25 protein-coding genes are annotated in these 18,925 nt (G+C 65.4%); 13 read left to right on the top strand and 12 right to left on the bottom strand.

Annotated elements, in window-relative coordinates; genetic code table 11:
- Positions 1-33: 33 nt before the first annotated feature.
- The 3 genes from ACZ48C_RS25240 to ACZ48C_RS25230 all read right to left on the bottom strand — a co-directional run bounded on the left by ACZ48C_RS25240 (position 34) and on the right by ACZ48C_RS25230 (position 3,236).
- Positions 34-288 (bottom strand): hypothetical protein, encoded by a 255-nt coding sequence (locus ACZ48C_RS25240; RefSeq protein WP_464783999.1) that lies wholly within the window; start codon positions 286-288, stop codon positions 34-36.
- A gap of 78 nt (positions 289-366) precedes the next feature.
- A complete protein-coding gene (locus ACZ48C_RS25235; protein ID WP_464783998.1) occupies positions 367-2,475 on the bottom strand; it encodes a DNA polymerase family A protein in 2,109 nt (702 codons plus the stop codon).
- A complete protein-coding gene (locus ACZ48C_RS25230) occupies positions 2,466-3,236 on the bottom strand; it encodes a Rha family transcriptional regulator (RefSeq protein ID WP_464783997.1) in 771 nt (256 codons plus the stop codon). The genes ACZ48C_RS25235 and ACZ48C_RS25230 overlap by 10 nt, the downstream gene beginning before the upstream one ends.
- 300 nt (positions 3,237-3,536) lie before the next feature.
- Between ACZ48C_RS25230 and ACZ48C_RS25225 the strand changes: the two genes are divergently transcribed.
- Positions 3,537-3,995 (top strand): hypothetical protein, encoded by a 459-nt coding sequence (locus tag ACZ48C_RS25225; RefSeq protein ID WP_464783996.1) that lies wholly within the window; start codon positions 3,537-3,539, stop codon positions 3,993-3,995.
- 2 nt (positions 3,996-3,997) lie between these two features.
- On the opposite strand, the gene ACZ48C_RS25220 is transcribed toward ACZ48C_RS25225, so the two are convergent.
- From ACZ48C_RS25220 to ACZ48C_RS25180, 9 genes are all read right to left on the bottom strand, one after another.
- On the bottom strand, positions 3,998-4,366 hold the full coding sequence (locus ACZ48C_RS25220; RefSeq protein ID WP_464783995.1) for an HNH endonuclease: 369 nt from the start codon (positions 4,364-4,366) through the stop codon (positions 3,998-4,000).
- A gap of 225 nt (positions 4,367-4,591) precedes the next feature.
- A complete protein-coding gene (locus ACZ48C_RS25215; protein WP_464783994.1) occupies positions 4,592-4,906 on the bottom strand; it encodes a Gp49 family protein in 315 nt (104 codons plus the stop codon).
- Positions 4,907-4,916: 10 nt separating this feature from the next.
- Complete coding sequence (locus ACZ48C_RS25210) at positions 4,917-5,126, bottom strand: hypothetical protein (protein WP_464783993.1); 210 nt, start codon at positions 5,124-5,126, stop codon at positions 4,917-4,919.
- A 10-nt stretch (positions 5,127-5,136) separates the two neighbouring features.
- Positions 5,137-5,736: an ssDNA-binding protein gene (locus tag ACZ48C_RS25205; protein ID WP_464783992.1), complete on the bottom strand. Its 600-nt coding sequence runs from the start codon at positions 5,734-5,736 to the stop codon at positions 5,137-5,139.
- 40 nt (positions 5,737-5,776) lie between these two features.
- The gene (locus ACZ48C_RS25200) at positions 5,777-5,983 is read right to left on the bottom strand and encodes a hypothetical protein (RefSeq protein WP_464783991.1); all 207 of its coding nucleotides are present in this window, start codon (positions 5,981-5,983) and stop codon (positions 5,777-5,779) included.
- Positions 5,980-7,221: a DUF2800 domain-containing protein gene (locus tag ACZ48C_RS25195; protein WP_464783990.1), complete on the bottom strand. Its 1,242-nt coding sequence runs from the start codon at positions 7,219-7,221 to the stop codon at positions 5,980-5,982. Before ACZ48C_RS25195 ends, ACZ48C_RS25200 begins: the two co-directional genes overlap by 4 nt.
- Complete coding sequence (locus tag ACZ48C_RS25190; RefSeq protein ID WP_464783989.1) at positions 7,218-7,472, bottom strand: hypothetical protein; 255 nt, start codon at positions 7,470-7,472, stop codon at positions 7,218-7,220. Before ACZ48C_RS25190 ends, ACZ48C_RS25195 begins: the two co-directional genes overlap by 4 nt.
- Positions 7,469-7,984, bottom strand: a complete 516-nt coding sequence (locus ACZ48C_RS25185) for a hypothetical protein (protein ID WP_464783988.1) — start codon at positions 7,982-7,984, stop codon at positions 7,469-7,471. The genes ACZ48C_RS25190 and ACZ48C_RS25185 overlap by 4 nt, the downstream gene beginning before the upstream one ends.
- 154 nt (positions 7,985-8,138) lie before the next feature.
- Positions 8,139-8,576 (bottom strand): helix-turn-helix transcriptional regulator, encoded by a 438-nt coding sequence (locus tag ACZ48C_RS25180; protein WP_464783987.1) that lies wholly within the window; start codon positions 8,574-8,576, stop codon positions 8,139-8,141.
- A gap of 148 nt (positions 8,577-8,724) precedes the next feature.
- Between ACZ48C_RS25180 and ACZ48C_RS25175 the strand changes: the two genes are divergently transcribed.
- From ACZ48C_RS25175 to ACZ48C_RS25120, 12 genes are all read left to right on the top strand, one after another.
- Positions 8,725-8,964 carry a hypothetical protein gene (locus ACZ48C_RS25175; protein WP_464783986.1) on the top strand — a complete coding sequence of 80 codons (240 nt, stop codon included), beginning with the start codon at positions 8,725-8,727 and terminating at the stop codon, positions 8,962-8,964.
- A gap of 64 nt (positions 8,965-9,028) precedes the next feature.
- Complete coding sequence (locus tag ACZ48C_RS25170; RefSeq protein WP_464783985.1) at positions 9,029-11,323, top strand: VapE domain-containing protein; 2,295 nt, start codon at positions 9,029-9,031, stop codon at positions 11,321-11,323.
- A gap of 275 nt (positions 11,324-11,598) precedes the next feature.
- Entirely contained in the window at positions 11,599-11,829 is a 231-nt protein-coding gene (locus ACZ48C_RS25165; protein WP_464783984.1) for a hypothetical protein, read from the top strand.
- A gap of 45 nt (positions 11,830-11,874) precedes the next feature.
- On the top strand, positions 11,875-12,351 hold the full coding sequence (locus tag ACZ48C_RS25160) for a hypothetical protein (protein ID WP_464783983.1): 477 nt from the start codon (positions 11,875-11,877) through the stop codon (positions 12,349-12,351).
- 175 nt (positions 12,352-12,526) lie between these two features.
- Positions 12,527-14,047 carry a terminase gene (locus ACZ48C_RS25155; protein WP_464783982.1) on the top strand — a complete coding sequence of 507 codons (1,521 nt, stop codon included), beginning with the start codon at positions 12,527-12,529 and terminating at the stop codon, positions 14,045-14,047.
- Between the two features lie 34 nt (positions 14,048-14,081).
- Entirely contained in the window at positions 14,082-14,372 is a 291-nt protein-coding gene (locus ACZ48C_RS25150; RefSeq protein WP_464784033.1) for a hypothetical protein, read from the top strand.
- A gap of 64 nt (positions 14,373-14,436) precedes the next feature.
- Positions 14,437-14,814 (top strand): hypothetical protein, encoded by a 378-nt coding sequence (locus ACZ48C_RS25145; RefSeq protein WP_464784032.1) that lies wholly within the window; start codon positions 14,437-14,439, stop codon positions 14,812-14,814.
- Positions 14,815-14,816: 2 nt separating this feature from the next.
- Positions 14,817-16,502: a portal protein gene (locus tag ACZ48C_RS25140; RefSeq protein WP_464784031.1), complete on the top strand. Its 1,686-nt coding sequence runs from the start codon at positions 14,817-14,819 to the stop codon at positions 16,500-16,502.
- A gap of 9 nt (positions 16,503-16,511) precedes the next feature.
- Positions 16,512-16,835 carry a capsid staple protein gene (gene gp10, locus ACZ48C_RS25135; RefSeq protein WP_464784030.1) on the top strand — a complete coding sequence of 108 codons (324 nt, stop codon included), beginning with the start codon at positions 16,512-16,514 and terminating at the stop codon, positions 16,833-16,835.
- Between the two features lie 42 nt (positions 16,836-16,877).
- Positions 16,878-17,234 carry a Bbp19 family protein gene (locus tag ACZ48C_RS25130; protein WP_464784029.1) on the top strand — a complete coding sequence of 119 codons (357 nt, stop codon included), beginning with the start codon at positions 16,878-16,880 and terminating at the stop codon, positions 17,232-17,234.
- Positions 17,191-17,904 carry a hypothetical protein gene (locus ACZ48C_RS25125; RefSeq protein ID WP_464784028.1) on the top strand — a complete coding sequence of 238 codons (714 nt, stop codon included), beginning with the start codon at positions 17,191-17,193 and terminating at the stop codon, positions 17,902-17,904. Before ACZ48C_RS25130 ends, ACZ48C_RS25125 begins: the two co-directional genes overlap by 44 nt.
- A 10-nt stretch (positions 17,905-17,914) precedes the next feature.
- The gene (locus tag ACZ48C_RS25120) at positions 17,915-18,919 is read left to right on the top strand and encodes a major capsid protein (RefSeq protein WP_464784027.1); all 1,005 of its coding nucleotides are present in this window, start codon (positions 17,915-17,917) and stop codon (positions 18,917-18,919) included.
- Positions 18,920-18,925 lie beyond the last annotated feature (6 nt).

The raw sequence follows: 18,925 nt of genomic DNA, 5'->3' as shown, positions 1-18,925 counted from the left end.
CGGTGTTGCCCCGGCACCCGGGGCGGGTGGGGGTTAGGCCGCGGCGCGGCGCTTGTCTTCCAGCTGATGGCGCACAGCCCAGGCCAACTGAGCGCTGATGCGGCGGGCCTTCTTGTTCAGAAGCCAGATCGAACCGGTTTCAGGGTTGGCGCAGCACGGCGCTTGGCTGACCCAGGTGATGGCCTCGGCCAGTTCCTGCGTGCTGTAGGCGTCGGCCAGGCGACACGAGTCCCAGCCGAACACGCCACGATTGAGCGAGGGCGGGGCGATTCGTTGCGGTGTAGCCATGCTCTTCTCCCTGTTGCCCACCGGCTGGTGAGTCGATGAGCAAATATTAGCAAACGCTAAATAAAAAGGTCAACAACTTTATTCTTTGCGATAACGCAACGCTTCGAAGCCGGCCGCGGCCAGGGGGATGTCGGGCGCCCAGCTGGGCGGCGTGGCCATGATGCCGGCCAGGTGCGCGGCGTTGAACTCGGGGCTGTCCGGGGCTTCGGTGATGATCTCGTCGTGCACGGTGAGCACGATCTGATAGCCGGCCGCCTCGACCGCCGGCATGTTGTGCGCCAGGATGTCGCGCGCGAACGACTGGCAGGCGTTCTCAAACAGCTTGCCGCCGTAGCTGTACTGCCGGGTCCACTTCCGGCTGTACTGGTTCACGCCCATGTAGGAAAACTTGCCGTTGTCGTCGACCTGGGGGGAGGGGTAGCACAGGAACCGGCCGGACGGCATGCGCACGCGCAGCCAGGCGCCGTCGCGGCGCAGCCGGAACCGGCCACAGTCGATGGTCGTGCCGGGGTTGCGCGTGGCGCGCATCGCGCACTCTTCCAGCGCGCCCCACAACGCCTCGATCGCGGTGTGGCCTCGGCGCCACGCGCGCTTGAAGCTGTCGCAGACGATGAATGCGCGTTCGGACAGGCCAAAGGTGCTGCGGCGCTTGCGCACCGTCCAGTCGTACATGCCCTTGGCCTCGTCGCGGATGTCGTCGGGCAGGCCGGAGTAGGCGTCCTCGGCCATCTGCTCGATGTCGAATCCGTAGGTCAGTGCTCCGGTCAGGAACGCGCCCACGCCGCCCTGATAGGCCAGCATCAGTTCCATCACCTTGCCGATCTGGCGCATGGTCTTATCGACGTCTTCGGGGCGCACGCCGAAGGCCTTGGCGTAGGCCACCTTGTAGAGGTCGGCACCGATGCCGGCGTCGAAGTCGCGGAACGCCTGCAGCTTCCAGGACTCGCCCGCCAACCAGGCCGCGTCCCGGCCTTCGATGTTGGCCAGGTCGGCCACCACCAGTTTCTTGCCGCGCGGCGCCACGATGCAGCCGCGGATGGCGGCGCTAGCCACCTCCATGACGTTGTCGTAAATGAGGTCCGCCGCGCCGGCCTTGATGGCATCGATCCCGAAGTCGATCTCATCCTGCAGGGCCTCGTCGCGCAGGGTGCCGATCTTGGGTCGCGGCAGGTTCTGCGGTTGCCAGAGGCGACCGGCCCAGCGCCGGGTGCGGCCGGCGCCGGCGAACTGCAGCAGGCCGCGCAGCCGGCCATCGGCGCTGGCGCCGTTGATCAGCCGCTTGTACTTGCTGGTGCTGGACGTGCTGGCCTGCAGGCGGATAGCCAGGAGTTCGCGCAGCGCCCAGGGCAGCGCCTGGTCCTCGATGCGCCGCTCCAAGGTGCTGGCCTGCAGGTCAGGGAGCTCGACGCCATATTCCGCCAGCAGGTGCGCCAGCAGTTTGTCGCGCTTCGTGGCCGACTCGACCGCGCCGTCGGTGAGCTCCACCGTGCGCGCGGCAAGGGACTTCTTGGCGCGATCGACGGCGGCCACCGCGGCCCTCGCCAGTTCATTGTCCACCAGCACGCCGCGCTGGTTGATGCGCTGGTCCAGCAGCCATAGGTCGAACTCCTCGCCGCTGTAGTTCCAGGTGGGCATTTTGCGGTAGATGACCCGCATGGCCTCGATGTCCTGGCCGGCGTACTCGACGAACTGGGCCCATTCGACGGGGTGGGTATGGCGCGTCGCGCGGCGCAAGATCTGGTTCTTAGGGCGGGGCTTGCAGAAAAGCTGGATGAAACCCTTGCCGGTCTTCAGCTTGCGCTGGTCCAGCGGCACGTTCATCACGTCGCAAAGGATGTCCAGCGCGCCGGGCAGGGCGTGCGTGTAGGCCTGCACCATCGTGTCCCACCAGGCCGCCTCGGGGATCATGGCGTGCAGCGCCGGCTGCGCGTGCTTCATGACCGTGCGATCGAACATGCCACCGTTGTGCCAGACGTGGCGCGTGGCCGGCTTCCGCAGGATCTCGACCAGCGCCGCCGGCGGGTGCGGGTCGGCCGTCACGTCCCAGACCCGCACCGGCTCGTCCTCCAGCGCGTACGCCCACAGCAGGATCTCGGCCTTTTCGGCGTAGGCGTGCGTGCCGTAGGTCTTCAGGTCGCGCTCGCTGAACGTTTCGAGGTCGTGGAAGGCGGTGGCGGTCAGGGGCATGCTGCCTCCCGCAACCGACGCACGCACGGCTCGCGACCGGCGGCGAGGTCAGCGTACGCTTGGTCCCGGGCCGCTTCGGCGGCTTCCTGGGTGGGGAATGAGCCAATGTAATAAGGGATGTTTCCACGCTGTACGTATGCGCGCCAGGGGTTGTACTTGCTCTGGTTGGGGTAGACCTCCGCCTTTTTCCTGCAAGGCTGCAGCCCTGCCGGATCCGCACTTGCACGCGCGATCGGTTTCGTGTTTCCCATAGGCACAATGCCGCCTTGAGCGTCGAACTCTTGCCGATACAGATGGACGAGCGGGACCATACGCTGCACCCCGTTTTCGATCACAATGGCCCAAGTACCGTCCGGTGCGGGGGAGACGCCGATCGTCGAATCCTGAGCTTCCGCAATTAATCGGCGCTCCATTTCATTGAACTGTTCGATATAGGCGATTTTGAACCGCAGCGCGTTTTTGCCCGTGAAGCCCATCACGAGAAGCACGAAGCCGTCCCGCGTGACTTCATATGCAGGGTCATTGCGGGTACGTCCGTGCCCCAGATCAACTGAAACCTGTATGAACGCAAAATTGCGCTCATACCACTCGCGCGGGCATTCCCCGCGCAGGCTGTTCGTCGCGCGAAGGACGTCCGCGTGGCGTTTTCCGAAGGTTTTTGCGATGCTACGACTGGTCGTTACCGCGTGACCGTTAGATACGCTGATATCAATCGTGGGGGTGTGGAGAGGCGCGATTGCGCCTTGGACGAGGCTACCCATGGCAAAGCTCCTGGTATGCGGTTTGTGTCGCCGCACCCCCTCCGCCAAGAAGGGGTGGCAGGCACCGAGCAGGTTGGCGGACCGGATACCAGGAACCGGCAGGGCGTTAGCCCTCCCACCCGGGCCCGCCATAGAGGGGCATAGCCGGGGTCGCGCGCAGTCGAAAGAAAAGCCGCATGAACGGATTTCAGGCGGCTGCGCGCCTGGTATTTCCGGGCCGCCAAGCCCGACCACCGTTGTTTCGGTGATGTGCGGAATATACTTGGCAAATCTTGCGGGTGTCAATAACGGAAAAAAGCCATGAAAAATGTTGCCCGATCGATCGTTGTTGCGTCTGGCCTCCTGTTCGGAGGAGCAGCGCACGCGTACCTGACCGCCGGAGAGCTCGCGCTGACCTGCGCGAAAGGGGAGATGACGCGCGGTGGAAACTCGGCTCCTGGCTGGGAGCAAGCGGCGTGCGCTCTTGTGTTTTCCGGGTATCGCGACGGGATAATTGAAGGCTCGCTGCGCGGAGCGATGGCGGTTTACGTGCACGACCCGCGCGTGTACGCCGAAGTCAAAGGTGTCAAAGACGTGCAGAACAGAATCACGCCGGTTGTAGCGATGGCTCGCTGCGGCGTAGTTGCTGCTGGGGACGAGTCCGTGGAGGCGTTGAAACGCGCGTTCCTCTCGTACGTGGGGGACCATCCAGAGGTGAGTTCCAAAGGATATCAGGCTGTTCTTTCTCAAGCGATCAGCGAGAAGCTGTGCGATAAATAGCGTCATGCTGCTTTCCTGAAAGGGGTGAAGTGCCGGCCCTCGGCCACGCACTGCTGGATGTTCTTGCGCTGCGTGCCGCCCTGAAGATGGGCGGGGTTGCAGCAAAGGCGGTTGTTGCAGAGGTGCATCACCACGCTCTTGCTGTTCAGCCGCCGGCCGCCCATCTCGACCAGGGCCACACGGTGGGCGAGCGCCGATTTCACCTTGCCCTTGCGCGGGCCCTTCTTGAACCGCATGTTCATCTTTCCGTAGCCCGAGGCATTACGCGCACCGATCCATAGCCAGCACGGCGTGCCGTCGTGGAATAGCTCGTCAGAAACGATGGTGTTGGCCAGGATGCGCTCGGCCAGGCTTGCGTACGGCGATGCCACGGTTCAAATCCTCTTGAAGTGGGCGGACCATGCCCCGGATTGCCGCCATGTCTATTGCCGGCTTCCAGCGGATTGCGCGAACTCACCGGCCCTGTAACAACTCATGCGGGCAGTGCCGGGTAGCGATCCGGGGCGTTGGCGCCGCGTGGTCCTAGTCGCGGCTTAGGATGGGAAGCCCCCGCTATCGCACGGCGCCGGGTAGAACGGCGCCGTGAGGGTGTAGGGTTAGGAGGTAGCCAACAAGCGGGAGCGCAGTTCGTAGCCCATCAGCGGCCAAAGCTCGGCCCTGGCGTTGTCGACGGCGACTTTCTCGCCGATCTCGGCGTTGTCGTTCTCGCTGGACACAGAAGCGGACGGTCGTCCCGTCACGGCGAAGCCGCTGCGGGTGGTCAGGACGGCCCAGCGCAGGATTTGGCCAGATGGCGAGACGTGCTTGACGATCTCCGTCTGCACGATGTTGGCGTCAAGGTCCGCCAGCGTGACGCGCGGCGCGGTCAGGCCCTTGGCCTGGATTTGCTGCTCGATGGTTTGGTCGTTCATGGTTTTTCCTTTAGGCCAGGTTGTCGTCAAAATCCAACGACGGCAAGCCGGCGACTTCCAGTCGGACGCACTTCGTCGCGGGGTCGGCCAATGCGATTTCCAACGCCGCGCGGAGACTGTCCAGATCGATCTGTTCCAGCAGCAATTCCTGAGGATTCGCCGCCATGCGCAACAGGTCCGCGTCGATGTCGTGAGCGAGCAAGGTGTTCTTGGGTTCCATGGCTATCTCCTTAGGCCAGGTCGTCGTCAGCACCGGAACCGTCGCCAAGGTCTTCGAAGTCGTCGGCGTCGCCCTTGCTGGTGCCGCCGAACGAATCGCCGTCCTTCGCGAACTGCACGCCGTTGACGGTGCAGCGGATGGTTTTCCCGTACTTGTTGTCCTGGGCCCACAAGTCCACCGTGGCGTTCACGTAGCAGCCGGAATAGATGCGGCCTTCCTTGCCGGGGTAGGCCGTGCCCTTGGCGGCGTCGATGATGGGGGACTTGTCGGCGTCAAGCAGCAGCGGCATGCCGTCCTTCTTCTGGCGCACCGCGCCCAGGGCCATGTTGCCCTCGAAGCCGTCGTAGCTCTTGCGCTTGCCCGGGTAGTAGCAGACCTCTTTCGGGTTGCCGGTTTCGAGCAGGTTGTCGACGATGGCCTTGCCCTTGGCGCCCCACTTTTCAGCGGCGGCGGCGTACATGCTGTCCTCGATCAGCTTGCGGGCGGGGTGGCCCTGCTCGGGGATCAGGAAGGTGCAGCCGTAACGCTCCTCCTGGCCGGACTCAAAGGCTTTGGCCTCGGTGAGGCTTTGGGCGAAGGCGACGCGCACATTGCTCAGTTTCACTTTCATGGTTCGGTTCCTTATGGGGCTGTCTATTTGCTGCTGGGGTTCAACGGAAAAATTCGGGGTGCGCACGTTTGGCGCGCGCGGTGGCCTTGGCGATGGCCTTGGCTCGTTCGTGGGGGTTTCTGACGCGGGCGGCCGACTGCAACGCAAGCCGGAATTCCAGCGGCAAGACGTTGGCGCCTTTGCCGTCGTGCTCCCGGGGCGCCGATGCCAGCGTCGGGTTGTTGGGCTGCAGTCGGTGCGTGCTCATACGAGGTCCGCTCCTTCGGTCACGTCAGCGTCGGCCGTCACGTCGTCGAAGTCGTCCGCCGCGGGCGCGATGACCAGGGCAGGGCGCTTGTCGGACGCCGGGGCGACGCTGGGCGAGCCTTCGGACTTGGTGATCAGGGCCTGCGCCTTGGCCCAGCGGCGCGGCGTGCCCTTGAGCACCTTCTCAGCGCTAGCGGGGCTGATGACCTTCTTGTCGTACATTTCGTCCGACTTCAGGCGCATACCCTTGAGCAGGTCCTCGGCCTCCTGCTCGCTCGTCCACTTGCGCGGGCCGGCGCGGCCCTGCACCAGCTTCCAGCCGTCGACCGGCTCGCCCAGCAGGAGACGCCGTTCGGTTTCGGCGCGCACCGCTTTGCACCAGGCTTCGATCTCGTCCACGCGGCCCATCAGCACGCCCAGGTCAGGGGCCTGCAAGTCGGCCTGGGGCGCGATGACCTCGAAGTCGTCGGGCGTCGCCGCGACGTTGCGCGACACGGTGACGACCACCTCCGCCGCGGCCGCCGGGCACTTGGCCCGAGCCTTGCAGAACCGGCAGGACTTCTCCGAAGGGCCGAAGTCCGACGCCGCGGGCGGCGTCTCGCTGTCGACGTACAGATAGGCGCGCTCGGCAGCCACCTTCAGCTGGGCGCCGCGCTCGCGCAGTTCGTCGACTGTGACGGCCCATTCGCTGACGTGATTGAGCCGCGGCTGGTGGATCGTCATGCGCACGCGCTCGAAGTCCATGAGGACGGCAAACTGATCCAGCGCGCCCAGCGCGTAGAGGATCATTTGCTTGTTCTCCTCGGCGTCGACCTTCACGCCGCGGCCGAACTTCAGGTCACAGACGTGCAGTTCGCCGTCTTCGCGCAGGATGACTGCGTCGGACGTGCCGAAGGCCTCGGGGACCCATCGGCTGATGTCCAGGCGCTGTTCGAGCAGGAGCTCATGGCCCTCGGCCACGTCGCGGACATAGTCGATGTATTTCTGCACTTCCGTGGCCATGTCCGCGGTGACCTCGACGGTCTTGCCGGTGCGCATGGGGATGCGCCGGCCCTTGTAGGCCATGGCATCCTTCCCTTCGCGCAACGCCATCTCGGCGACGGCGTGCGCGGCGGTGCCCTCGTCGGCGTAATCGCTGCTGGTGTCCGGATAGCCGGACTCCAGCTGCACGCTGGCCGGGCACGTGGACCACCGTTCAGCGCCCGAGGGCGAGAGGGTGGCGTGTGCGGGTTCGGTCATCGAAGAGCTCCCAGGATGGCCTGGCCGTACACGTGCTTGAGCTTTTGGTACACAGCGCGGGTGCTGGTGGCGGTGTGCCGCCAGGTGCCAGTGATTGCCGCGTAGCGGACGATGGGCTTACCCATCGAGTCCAGCTTGTCGGTCGGTACAGCGACCTCGCGGCCGCTCTCGCAAACCAGGTTGTGGGACGGCATGCCGGCCGTCATCCGGCGCGCGGCACGGCGCAGCGCGCGAGCTTTGCGGCCGTTCATGCGATGGCCTCTTCGTCCGAGGCGACGGGGTCGTACGTGCCCGCGATCACCTGTTCCGCCTTCGCCTTGAAGTCCGCGAACTGGTCGGCCTTCAGGTTCTTGGCGGACGCGACGCCGAAACGCTGAAGCAGACCTTCGGCTTTCTCGCGGCTGATCTTGGCGATGGCCAGCACCAGCGGCTTGATGTCCTTCTCGTAATCGAGCGCCGGCGGGGCCTCAGCCTTGTCGCCGGACTTGTTGGCGTTCTCGGATGCGGTCAAGGAACTGTCCGAGTTGCCGGACGCAGTCAGGGTCTGCTTTTCCGGCGAGGACTTGGTGGTGTCGGTCGGCGTCTGGTCCTTTTTTCCCGATGCGGCCGGCTGCGTTTTCGTGGGCTCGGCGGCGCCCGCGGTCGGCTTACCGGTCGCCAGCAAGGCGGCGGTGTCCAGGGCCTCCTGGGCCGAGTCGAGCGTCGCGGTGAAGACGACGGACGCGTTGCTGATTTCGCGTTGAACGGTGATCCCGAAACTCATGGTCATTGCTCCTGTGATAGCGGTGTCGTGCACTGCTATTGCAGATTAGCAAACGCGATACTTTCGGGCAAATGGAATTTACAGTTTGCTAATTTTCAAGTCGCAAAAAAGCCCGCAATTGCGGGCGGTGGATGAGCGCGGCATGGCATGCCTCCTACATGGTCAGCTTGACGAGCCTCATAGAGAAATCGCGATCCAGCTTGCCCGTGCGCTGGGCATTCTCGTAGACCAGATTCACGATATTTGCGTATTTTTCGGGGCTTAGCGTGGCATTGAGCTCCTGTTGTATCTCTGCAACCATCTGGACGGCGCCGCCCACGAAGCTGGGGTCTACGTGCACCGTGCTGGCCGGGCCCATGCCTTCAACGGAGCTATGCGCATGGTCCATCCAGTACTCGGGTTTACCGGCCGCCTTTTCGATGCGGCGACTGGTTTTCTCTGTAATGACGCGATGGCCGTTAACCATTTGCGACAAAAAGGAGGGGCCTGACAAGCCGAGCTTTTTAGCAAAGCTGGCGGGTCCGTCCTGCTCGATCAGGACCTGACGCAGGTTCGCTCTACGCTGTTCGTTCAGTTTTTCACCTTGTGTCATCGTTCATCCTCATAAAAGGGGCTGCGGGGTTTTCCCTAGGCCGCGACGGTAACACCGCCGCAAAAGATAAGCAATACGTAATGTTTCATTGCCGTGCATATGGCTGGTTGCTAAACTACGTTAGCAAATAGTCAAGCGGAGCAAGTGAATGAACCAAGATCCCATGGCTGCGCTGTACACGGCGCGCCTATGCAACGTCCGCGCCCTGGCCGCGAAGAATGGCGGCCCGGTGGCATTGGCCAGCAAGCTGGGGTTCGACCAGGCCTGGATGTCCCAGCTGATCGGCAAGAACCCCTCGCGCCATATCACCGAACGCACGGCCCGCAAGATCGAGGCCCGCATGGCGCTGCCGATCGGCAGCCTTGATCTTATGCGGGCGGCAGCATGATGCGCGCAGACATCAGCCATATGGCTGACAGTCGCGTCGTACTGTAAGCGCGCGAGGGTATCCGATGACCGACAACGAAAAGCAGGCGCTGGTCGCCGCGCTGGGCCCGATCCTCGACCGCGTGCGTCGCGACGTGTGCTGGAAGAAGACCGATGACGGGCCGCGCCGCGTGGACGAAGCCCTGACCGACGCGCGCCTCGCGCAGCACGTCAACGGCGGCCCTGCCTATGGCGCCGCGCCCATCCGCCCGGGGGAGTCCGTCACGCTGCTGGGCGTGCTGGACTTCGATAGCCACAAGGGCGACACGTCCTGGCCGGACATGCAGGCGGCCGCGGCGCGCGTGGCGCGCGCGCTGCAGAAGCAGGGAGGGGCGCCGGTGGCGTTCCGATCCTCCGGCGGGCACGGGATCCATCTGTACTGCTTGTGGGCCGCGCCCCAGGACGCCTACAGCGTGCGTATGTGGTTGCGCGCGGCGCTCGCCGGGGCCGGCCTGGCGCCGGGCACGAAGGGGGTGGCCGGCGGCGAGGTCGAAGTATTCCCCAAGCAGGACGCCGTGGGCACCGAAAAGAAGCGCTTCGGCAACATGTTCATCCTGCCGCTGGCGGGCGCCAGTGTGCCGCTCGATCCGTTCGACCTGGACGACCTGCCGCGCGATTACCTGGTGGGCATGGACTGGCCGATGTCGGCGCCCGTGCCCGTGCTGGAGAAGCCCGAGCGCGCCACGGCCCTGGTGCCGGCCGGCGCCGCGGACGTCGCAATGCTAGAGAGCGCGCTGGCCGCCATCAAGAATGAAGGCGACGCGGATCTGGATTACGACCAATGGCGTGACGTCGTGTTCGCCATCCACCACGAGACGGCGGGCGCGGACTACGGCCTGGAGCTTGCCCATCGGTTCAGCGCGCGCAGCGGCAAGTACGACCCCGATTTCCTGGATAACCGCGTGTGGCCGTACATCGACAGCGGGCGGCCCGACGCTGTGACCGTGCGCACGGTGCGGCATCTGGCGCGCCAGGCGGGCTGGCAGGAGCCGGCGGAGCTGATCGCGCGCGATTTCGAGGTGGTCGAGCCGCCCGCGGCGCCCGACGGCCGGCCCGCGCAGCCGTTGCCGCCGTTCAAGCGCGACGACCACGGCGCTATCCTGGCCACGATCGACAACCTGACCATGGCCGCGCGCGACCCGCGCTGTTGCAATGTGGCGCTGGCCTATGACGACTTCCGCGCCGAGATCATGGCCGCGCCTCAGCACGAGCCGGGCGCCTGGCGGCAGTTCGAGGACGCCGACTACACCCGCATGCAGATATTCATGGAGCGCGGCGGGTTCAAGAAGATCACCAAGGAAACACTGCGTGACGCGGTGTGGCTGGTGGCCATCGAAAACCGTTTCGATTCAGCCATCACCTGGGCGCGCAGCCTGGCGTGGGACGGCGTGCCGCGGGTCGAGGGGTTCCTTGAGCGATATTGTGGCGCGCAAGCCACGCCGTACGTCCGGGCTGTGTCCCGCTACATGTGGACCGCGCTCGCCGCGCGCGCCCTGGAGCCGGGGGCCAAGGCGGATATGGTGCCGGTGCTGATCGGCGAGCAGGGCGCGCGCAAGTCTTCCGGCGTGGCCGCCATGGTGCCGTGGCCCGAGCTCTTCACCGAGATGGACCTGGGCGACCGGGACGCAGAGGCGAGCCGGCGCATGCGCGGGCGGCTGGTGATCGAGTTGGCCGAGCTCAAGGGGCTGTACTCGCGCGACGCCGAGGCCATCAAGGCGTTCATCACCCGGCGCCACGAGGAATGGCGGCCCCTCTATAAAGAGTTCAACACGGTCTTTCCTCGGCGCAACCTTTTCATCGGCACGGCCAACGTGGGTGAGTTCCTGTCCGACGACACGGGCGAGCGTCGATGGCTGCCCGTCGTGATCGCCGGCCTGGTCGACGTGGAAGCGATTGAGCGGGACCGCCTGCAGCTATGGGCCGAGGGCTGCACCATGTTCCTGGCGGCCGGGGTGGATTGGCGCGACGCCGAGACGCTGGCGCGCGACGTCCACGGCGAGCACAAGATCGGCGATTCGTGGACGCCCGTGGTCGAACAGTGGCTCACCGCAGGCGATTTCGATGTCGTGGGCGGGGAACCGGGGCCGGACGCGGGCCGCAAGATGGTGGTCCAGACTCACGAGGTGCTGATTGGGGCGCTCGGGTTCGACGCGAAAAGTATCAAGAAGGGGGAGGAAAGGCGCGTTGCCGCAATTCTGAAAGCGCAAAACTATGCACTTGGTCGCCCGTACGTGAACGGGAAGCGCTGCCGGGCCTGGGTGTATGAATCTGCGAATTCGCAGAATTCAACGAATACGCAAGATTTTGCGGATTTGGTTTGAAGGGAGGCCGCAGACATGGGACGTATGGGACGGATCGGGACGGATGGCGCGGGAGGTATCCGTCCCATGGAAAGGCTAGTATCCATGCGGGTTTGCGGGGTGTTGGGACGTATGGGACGTATAAATCTTCTATCTTTATCGCGTGTAAAGAATAGGGGCGAAAAAGGTAAAGATAGGAACTGGGTGTCCCATCCGTCCCATCCGTCCCATACTGAATTCGCAGTTTTTTGCAGGTTCCAGCTGGCGCGATGGGCCGCCGGTTCAGGAGGGGCGCCATGTCCCGGACCACGGTAGGCGTGAACGACAAAGGCCTGCGGGTCGGCGAGGACCACCAGCGAGCGACGCTCACCGACCACGATGTCGAGATGATGCGCCAGCTGCATGAGGTCGAGGGCATCGGGTACAAGCGGCTCGCGGAAATGTTCGAGGTCAGCGTGGCCCAGGCGCGGAACATTTGCCTGTACCGCCAGCGGGCGCAGGTGGCCACGGGCTGGAAGTCGGTGTAGGGCAGGGTGTACTTACCGGGCGGGGCGGAACCTACCGTCCCGTGCATGCAGACCATCCGCACACCTGAAAAAGATTTCGCGTTCTTGGCCACCTTGGCCGACACGGGGAACGTCACGAAGTCGGCGGCAGCCGTAGGCGCCAGTCGGCGCGTCGTGTACGAGTGGCGCCTGGCTGACCAAGCGTTCGCCGAAGCTTGGGACCAGGCGGTACGCATTGCCACCCTGGGCTTGGAAGACGAAGCGCGCCGGCGGGCACAGGAGGGTGTCGACGAGCCCGTCTTCTACCTGGGCGGCCAGTGCGGCACGATCCGCAAATACAGCGACACGCTGCTGATCTTCCTGCTGAAAGCCCACGATCACAAGTACCGCGAAAAGACCGGCCTGGAATTGACCGGCGCCAACGGCGGGCCGGTGCAGATGAGCGATTCGCAAGTCGCGGGCCGCCTGGCCGCCCTGATCGCCGTGGCGCAGGCCCGCAAGGCGCAAGAGGCGAACGACGAGCCTGGCGCCGACCTGGTGTAGGGCGCCATGGTTTCCGTATCGCAACTCGTTGATTGCAAAGCAAAACGCGAATTCGCGCTTTGCGGAAGGGCGCCACCGTGAACGGGTATTTCTTCACGGCCGGCGTGATCCTGGTGCTATGCGGCGAACCCTTGCTGGCCTTCGGCATCTGGGCACTCGGCGGGATCGCTGCGGCATGAACGCTTCCGACATCCTGCAGCTGCTGCCGTACCTCACGCCCGCCGAGCGCGCCGAAGTCGAGGCCATCCTGGCGCAGGACAAGACCGTCTGGCGGCCGCTACCCGGCCCGCAGATGATGGCCTACGACTCGGTCGCCACCATCATCGGGTATGGCGGCGCCGCCGGCGGTGGCAAGACGGACTTAGCCTGCGGCAAGTCGCTGACCCATCACCAGAAGATCCTGGTGCTGCGCCGCGAGGCCACGCAGCTGACGGGCATCGTGGACCGTTTCACCGAGTTGCTGGGCAGCCGCGACGGCTACAACGGCGCCGAGCGCATCTGGCGGCTCCCGGGACGCCAAGTGGAGTTCGGTTCCACGCCAAACCCTGACGACTGGAACAAGTACCAGGGCCGCCCGCATGACCTGCTGGTGTTCGACGAGGCCGCGAACTTCCTGGAAGGGCAGGTGCGCGCGCTGCTGGGCTGGCTGCGCTCGGTCGACCCCACGCAGCGGTGCCAGGCCCTGCTCACGTTCAACCCGCCGACCAATGCCGAGGGTCGCTGGATCGTCGACTTCTTCGCGCCCTGGCTCGATCCCAAGCACCCGAACCCCGCCCAGCCGGGCGAGTTGCGCTGGTTCGCGACCGTCGACGGCAAAGACGTCGAGCGTCCCGACGGCACGCCCTTCTGGCACAACGGCGACCTGATCACGCCGCTGTCGCGCACCTTCATCCCGTCGCGCGTGAGCGACAACCCGTACCTCATGGGGACCGGATACATGGCGACCCTCCAATCCCTCCCGGAGCCGCTGCGCTCCCAGATGCTCTACGGCGACTTCCAGGCCGGCATGGAAGACGACGCCATGCAGGTCATCCCCACGGCCTGGGTCGAGGCGGCGCAGGCGCGCTGGAAGCACATGCACAACAAGCCGCGCATGGACAGCGTCGGCGTGGACGTGGCGCGTGGCGGGCGCGACAACACGATCATCGCCAGGCGGCACGACTGGTGGTTCGATGAGCCGGTGGTCTACGCCGGCAAGGCTACGCCGGACGGCCCGAGTGTGGCCGGCGTCACGATCGCTGCGGCGCGCGACCGCGCGCCCATCCACATCGACGTGGTGGGCGTGGGCGCGAGCCCCTACGACTTCCTGGTCCAGGCCGGGCAGCAGGTCCTGGGCATCAACGGGGCGGAGGCTGCGCCCGGGACGGACAAGTCCGGCCGGCTCACCTTCGCGAATGTCCGCAGCCATGACTGGTGGCGGATGCGCGAAGCGCTGGACCCGACTGCGGACAACGGCATCGCGCTGCCCCCTGACCGCCAGCTGCTGGTGGATCTCTGCGCGCCGACCTGGCGCCTGCAGGGCCGCACGATCTGGGTGGAAAGCCGCGAGGAGATCATCAAACGCATTGGCCGGTCCCCGGACTGGGCCAGCGCCTACATCCTCGCGCTGCACGACACAACCCGCCTGTCCGACGTGCCGGGTGTACATACCCGCAGGGCCGCCGCCTACGATCCGTACGCAAATCTGAACCGATAGGACCCACGGTATGTGCGAGCCCGCAACTATTGCCATGAGCGTTGCAGCAGTCGCCGGCGGCGCGCTCCTGGCGTCCTCGATGAGCCCCAAGACGCCCAACGTATCGCCCACCGCGCCGACGCCACCCCCCGCACCTCCGACGCCGGAGCAGGAGGAGAAGCAGGCCGCCCGCACCCCGGACGTGGAGCAGCTGCGCGCCAAGAACAGCGGCAACCGGATCGACACCGGGCCGGGTGCGTCGTCGGGGAGCACGCTGCTGACGGGGCCGGACGGTATCGACTCCGATTCCCTGCCGTTGAAGAAAAACACGCTGTTGGGAGGCTGACGCAATGTGCACGCCGAGCATGCCCGGACAGGGAAACACATTCTGGAGCACCGGTGCCCCCGGCATGACCGCCGAGGAAACCAAGGCTTTGCCGCGCATGGATCCGGAACTGATCGCCTGGGGCGGCATTACCGCCGTCGCCGAGCGCGGCCGCGAGCGCACCGCGGCGCTGGAAAAGTGGAAAGCCGAGAACCCGGAGCGCTACCAGGAGGGCCTGCGCGAACAAGAGCGCGCGAACCAGCCGGCGCAGCAGGCGCCGACGGCGCCAGCGACGCCCGCCGCTGCTAAGCAGGATGCGCGATCGGCCCGAAAAGGCGCCGGTGGTGGCGGTGGCGGTGGCGGTGGGAGCTCGTCGCAAAACACACTGCTCACCCCGGGCGCGCCTGAGGGCATCGAGCCGGGCGAGTTGAACCTCGCCAAAACTTCGCTCCTGGGGCTGTAACGATGGCGGAAACCCAAGCCCTGCACGTGGCGCGCGACAAGTACCAATCGCGGCATAGCGCCCTGCGGATGGAACGCAACAGCTGGGAGGGCTTCTACAAGGAGCTCACCGACTTCATCCTGCCGTACAGCGGGCGGTTCTTCTCGCAGGATCGAAATCGCGGCACGCGCCGCTTCAACAACATCTACGACCCCACCGCCACGCTGTACGCGAATACGCTGTCAGCGGGCCTCATGGCGGGCGCGACCAGCCCGGCCCGGCCGTGGCTACGGCTCGCCACGCCTGATCCGGCGCTGATGGAATACCACGCCGTGAAGGTATGGCTTTCCGACGTGACCCGGCTGATCCTGGACGTGTTTTCCCGGTCCAACACGTACGACAGCCTGCAAAGCATGTACCAGGACCTGGGGATCTACGGCACGGCCACGACGTTCGTGCATTCCAATTTCCGGAATGTGATCCACCATTCCCCTTTGCCGGTCGGGGAGTACTGCCTCGCTACGGGCGCGCTCGGCACGGTCGACACGCTATACCGCGAGTTCGATCAGACCGTCGCGCAGATGGTCAAGCAGTTCGGCCTGGACCGCGTGAGCCAGACGGTGCGGACCATGTACACCTCGGGCAACCTGGACGCCTGGGTGACGATCGTGCAATGCGTCGAGCCCAATGCCGACCGTGACCCTAAGATGCGCGATGCGCGCAATATGGCCTGGACTTCGGTGTACTTCGAGAAAGGCCAGGACCAGGACAAGTACCTGCGCCGCAGCGGCTTCGAGGACTACCCGGCGCTGTCGCCTCGCTGGCAGGTATGGAGCGGTGACGTCTACGGCGTCGGGCCGGGCGGCCTGGCGCTGGGCTCGGTGAAGGGCCTGCAGCACCGCCAGCTGCGTCTGGCCGAAGGCCTGGACTACGCCACCCGGCCACCGCTGCAGGCGCCCACCGCCCTGAAAAATCACGACGTGGACATGCTGCCGGGCGGGGTCACGTACGTGGATGCCGCAAATCCGAATGCCGCGGTGCGAACTGCCTGGGAGGTGCGCCTCGATCTGGCGGGCCTGCAGGCCAACATCAACGATACCCGCGAGATCCTGCGCTCCTGCTTCTACGCGGACCTCTTCCTCATGCTGTCGAACGTCGATGTGCGCATGACCGCGACGGAGGTGGCCGAGCGGCACGAGGAAAAACTGCTGATGCTGGGCCCGGTGCTGCAGCGCCTGCACAATGAGGCGCTCGCCCCGCTGGTCGAGATGACCTTTCTGCGCCTGGCGCAGGCCGGTGTGCTGCCGCCGCCGCCGCCCGAGCTCGAAGGCGTGGACCTGAACATCGAGTTCGTCTCGATGCTGGCGCAGGCCCAGCGCGCGATCGGCGTCAACAGCACCGACCGCTTCGTCATGACGCTCGGCCAGATTGCCGCGGTGAAGCCCGAGGTGCTGGACCGTCTGGACGCTGACGCCCTCGTCGATAACTACGCCGACCAGCTGGGCGTCGATCCCCGGACGATCGTGCCGCTGGACCAGGCCGTGCTTGTCCGCCAGCAGCGGGCACAGCAGCAGGCCATGCAGCAGGCAATCGCCACGGCGGACCAGGCTGCGAACGCGACGCAGCGACTTGGGACGGTCCAGACCGGCGAACGCAACGCGGCGTCAGACCTCATCAACCAATTCCAGGGATACACCATCCCGCAATAGGTGGCGCCCATGAACCTGATCGACATGCAACTCAGCGCGGACGAGGCGAAGAGCTCGCCCAGTGCCACGCTCCTGGGCGCGGAGGAAAGCGGCGGCCCCAAGTACCCCTGGGGGCTGACCCTCTGCCTGGACGACAGCACCCTCGCCAAGCTTGGTATCGACGCGCTGCCGCAGGTCGGCCAGCGCATGCAGCTTACAGCGGTCGTGGAAGTGTGCAGCACCAGCCAGCACGCGAACCAGGACGGCACCGAGAAGTCCGTCTCGCTGCAGATAACCAAGATGGGCCTGGAAGGTGAGCAGCCCGACCCCGCGACCGTCCTGTACGGCCGCTAGGGGTGTACATACCGCAGCGCTCGGCTCCCAGAATTCAGGCGCATGAATAGCGCGGATTACGACCCCCTAAACCCGTCGGCCACCGAGGCCAGCCGAAAAGCCAAGCGCGATGCCGCGTGGTTCGAGGAGCGGGATGCGGCGGACGATTTGAAGCGCCTCATGTCGTGCCGGTGGGGCCGCCGCTTTATGTGGGGCTTGTTGAATAGGGCTGGTGTATGGCGCCTGTCGTTTTCCACGAACGCGATGCAAATGGCGTTTGCGGAGGGCCGCAAGAACGAAGGCCTCGCGATGATGGCCGCCATACACAAGCTTTGTCCCGACCGGTGGACCGAAATGCTCAAGGAGCAGAAACAGCATGACGACCGAAGCACCAGCGACGACCGGAACAACGCCAACTGATCCCGGCACGCAGGCTCCCGCGGCTACGCCGGCGGCTCAGGACTCCACCGTCCTGACCACCGGAACCCCCGCGGGCGAGCAGCAGGCGCAAACCAATCCCGAAGGCGGCGCCGGTACGGGCGAACAGCTCACTCCGGCAACCAAGCCTGACGGCACGACGGCGGACTCGAAGGACGGCAAGTCCGGCGAGGACGGCGACAAGAAGGGTGCGCCCGAGCAGTACGAGGACTTCGCAGCCCCCGAAGGCGTGGCACTGGACACCGAGCTCGTCGGTGATCTCAAGACCCTCGCCAAGGAGCTCAACCTGTCCCAGGCAGATGCCCAGCGCGTGGCCGATCTCGGCCCCAAGCTGATGCAGAAGCTGCAAGGGCAGCAGACCGAGGCGCTTGCCCAGGCTCGTCAGGCATGGGCAGACGCCGCGAAGGCGGACAAGGAAATCGGCGGCGACGGATTTGCCGAAAACCTGGCCGTCGCCAAGAAGGCCCTCGAAGCGTTCGGAACGCCGGAATTGCGCTCGCTGCTCAACGAGTCCGGCATCGGAAACAACCCGGAGGTAATCCGGTTTATGGTCCGCGCCGGCAAGGCGATCAGTCCTGATACGTTCGTCCCTGGCGGCCAGCGCACCGGCTCCACGGACCCCGCAAAAACCATGTTCCCGAACATGAACTAGGAGCCCGCACATGGCCACCCTTGCTATCCAGAATCCGACGCTGGCCGATGTCGCCAAGCGCACCGACCCCGACGGCCAAATCGCCACCCTGGTCGAACTGCTGAACCAGGACAACCCCATCCTGGACGATGCCACCTTCGTCGAGGGCAACCTGCCCACCGGCCACCGCACCAGCATGCGCACCGGGATCCCGGTCCCGACCTGGCGCAAGTTGTACGGCGGCGTCCAGCCGACCAAGTCCACGACCGTGCAGGTCACGGACAACACCGGCATGCTGGAAGACTATGCCGAAGTGGACAAGGCGCTGGCCGATCTGAACGGCAACACCGCCAGCTTCCGGTTGTCCGAGGACCGCGCGCACATCGAAGGCATGAGCCAGGAAATGGCGCAGACGCTGTTCTACGGCAATGAAGGCAACGAGCCGGCCGCGTTTACCGGCCTGGCGCCCCGCTACAACAGCAAGGCGGCCCAGAACGGCGAGAACATCATCGAGGGCGGTGGAACCGGCTCCGACAACACGTCGATCTGGCTGACCGTCTGGGGCCCGAATACGCTGCACGGCATCTTCCCCAAGGGCAGCAAGGCCGGTCTGCAGATGAACGACAAGGGCCAGGTCACGATCGAGAACGTCGACGGTAATGGCGGCCGCATGGAGGCCTACCGCACGCACTACCGCTGGGACGCCGGCCTGACACTGCGCGACTGGCGCTACGTGGTCCGCGTCGCCAACATCGACGTGTCCGCGCTGTCCGATGCCTCCACCGGCGTCGACGCGCAGAAGGCACTGATCAAGCTGATGATCCAAGCATCGGAAATGATCAAGAACTTCGGCGTGGGCCGGCCGGTGTGGTACGTGAACCGTACGGTGCGCACCGCGCTGCGTCTGGGCATCCTGGAGAAAATCTCCAACAACCTCAGCTGGGAGTCGGTGGCCGGCAAGCGCGTCATGGTGTTCGACGACATCCCGGTCAAGAAGGTGGACGCCCTGACCAACAACGAAGCCCGTGTGGTCTAAGGAGGC

The sequence above is a fragment of the Shinella sp. 1A1 genome, from assembly GCF_055379515.1.
The sequence above is the reverse complement of the archived record's forward strand: the minus strand, read 5'-3'. Positions and strand labels throughout refer to the sequence as shown.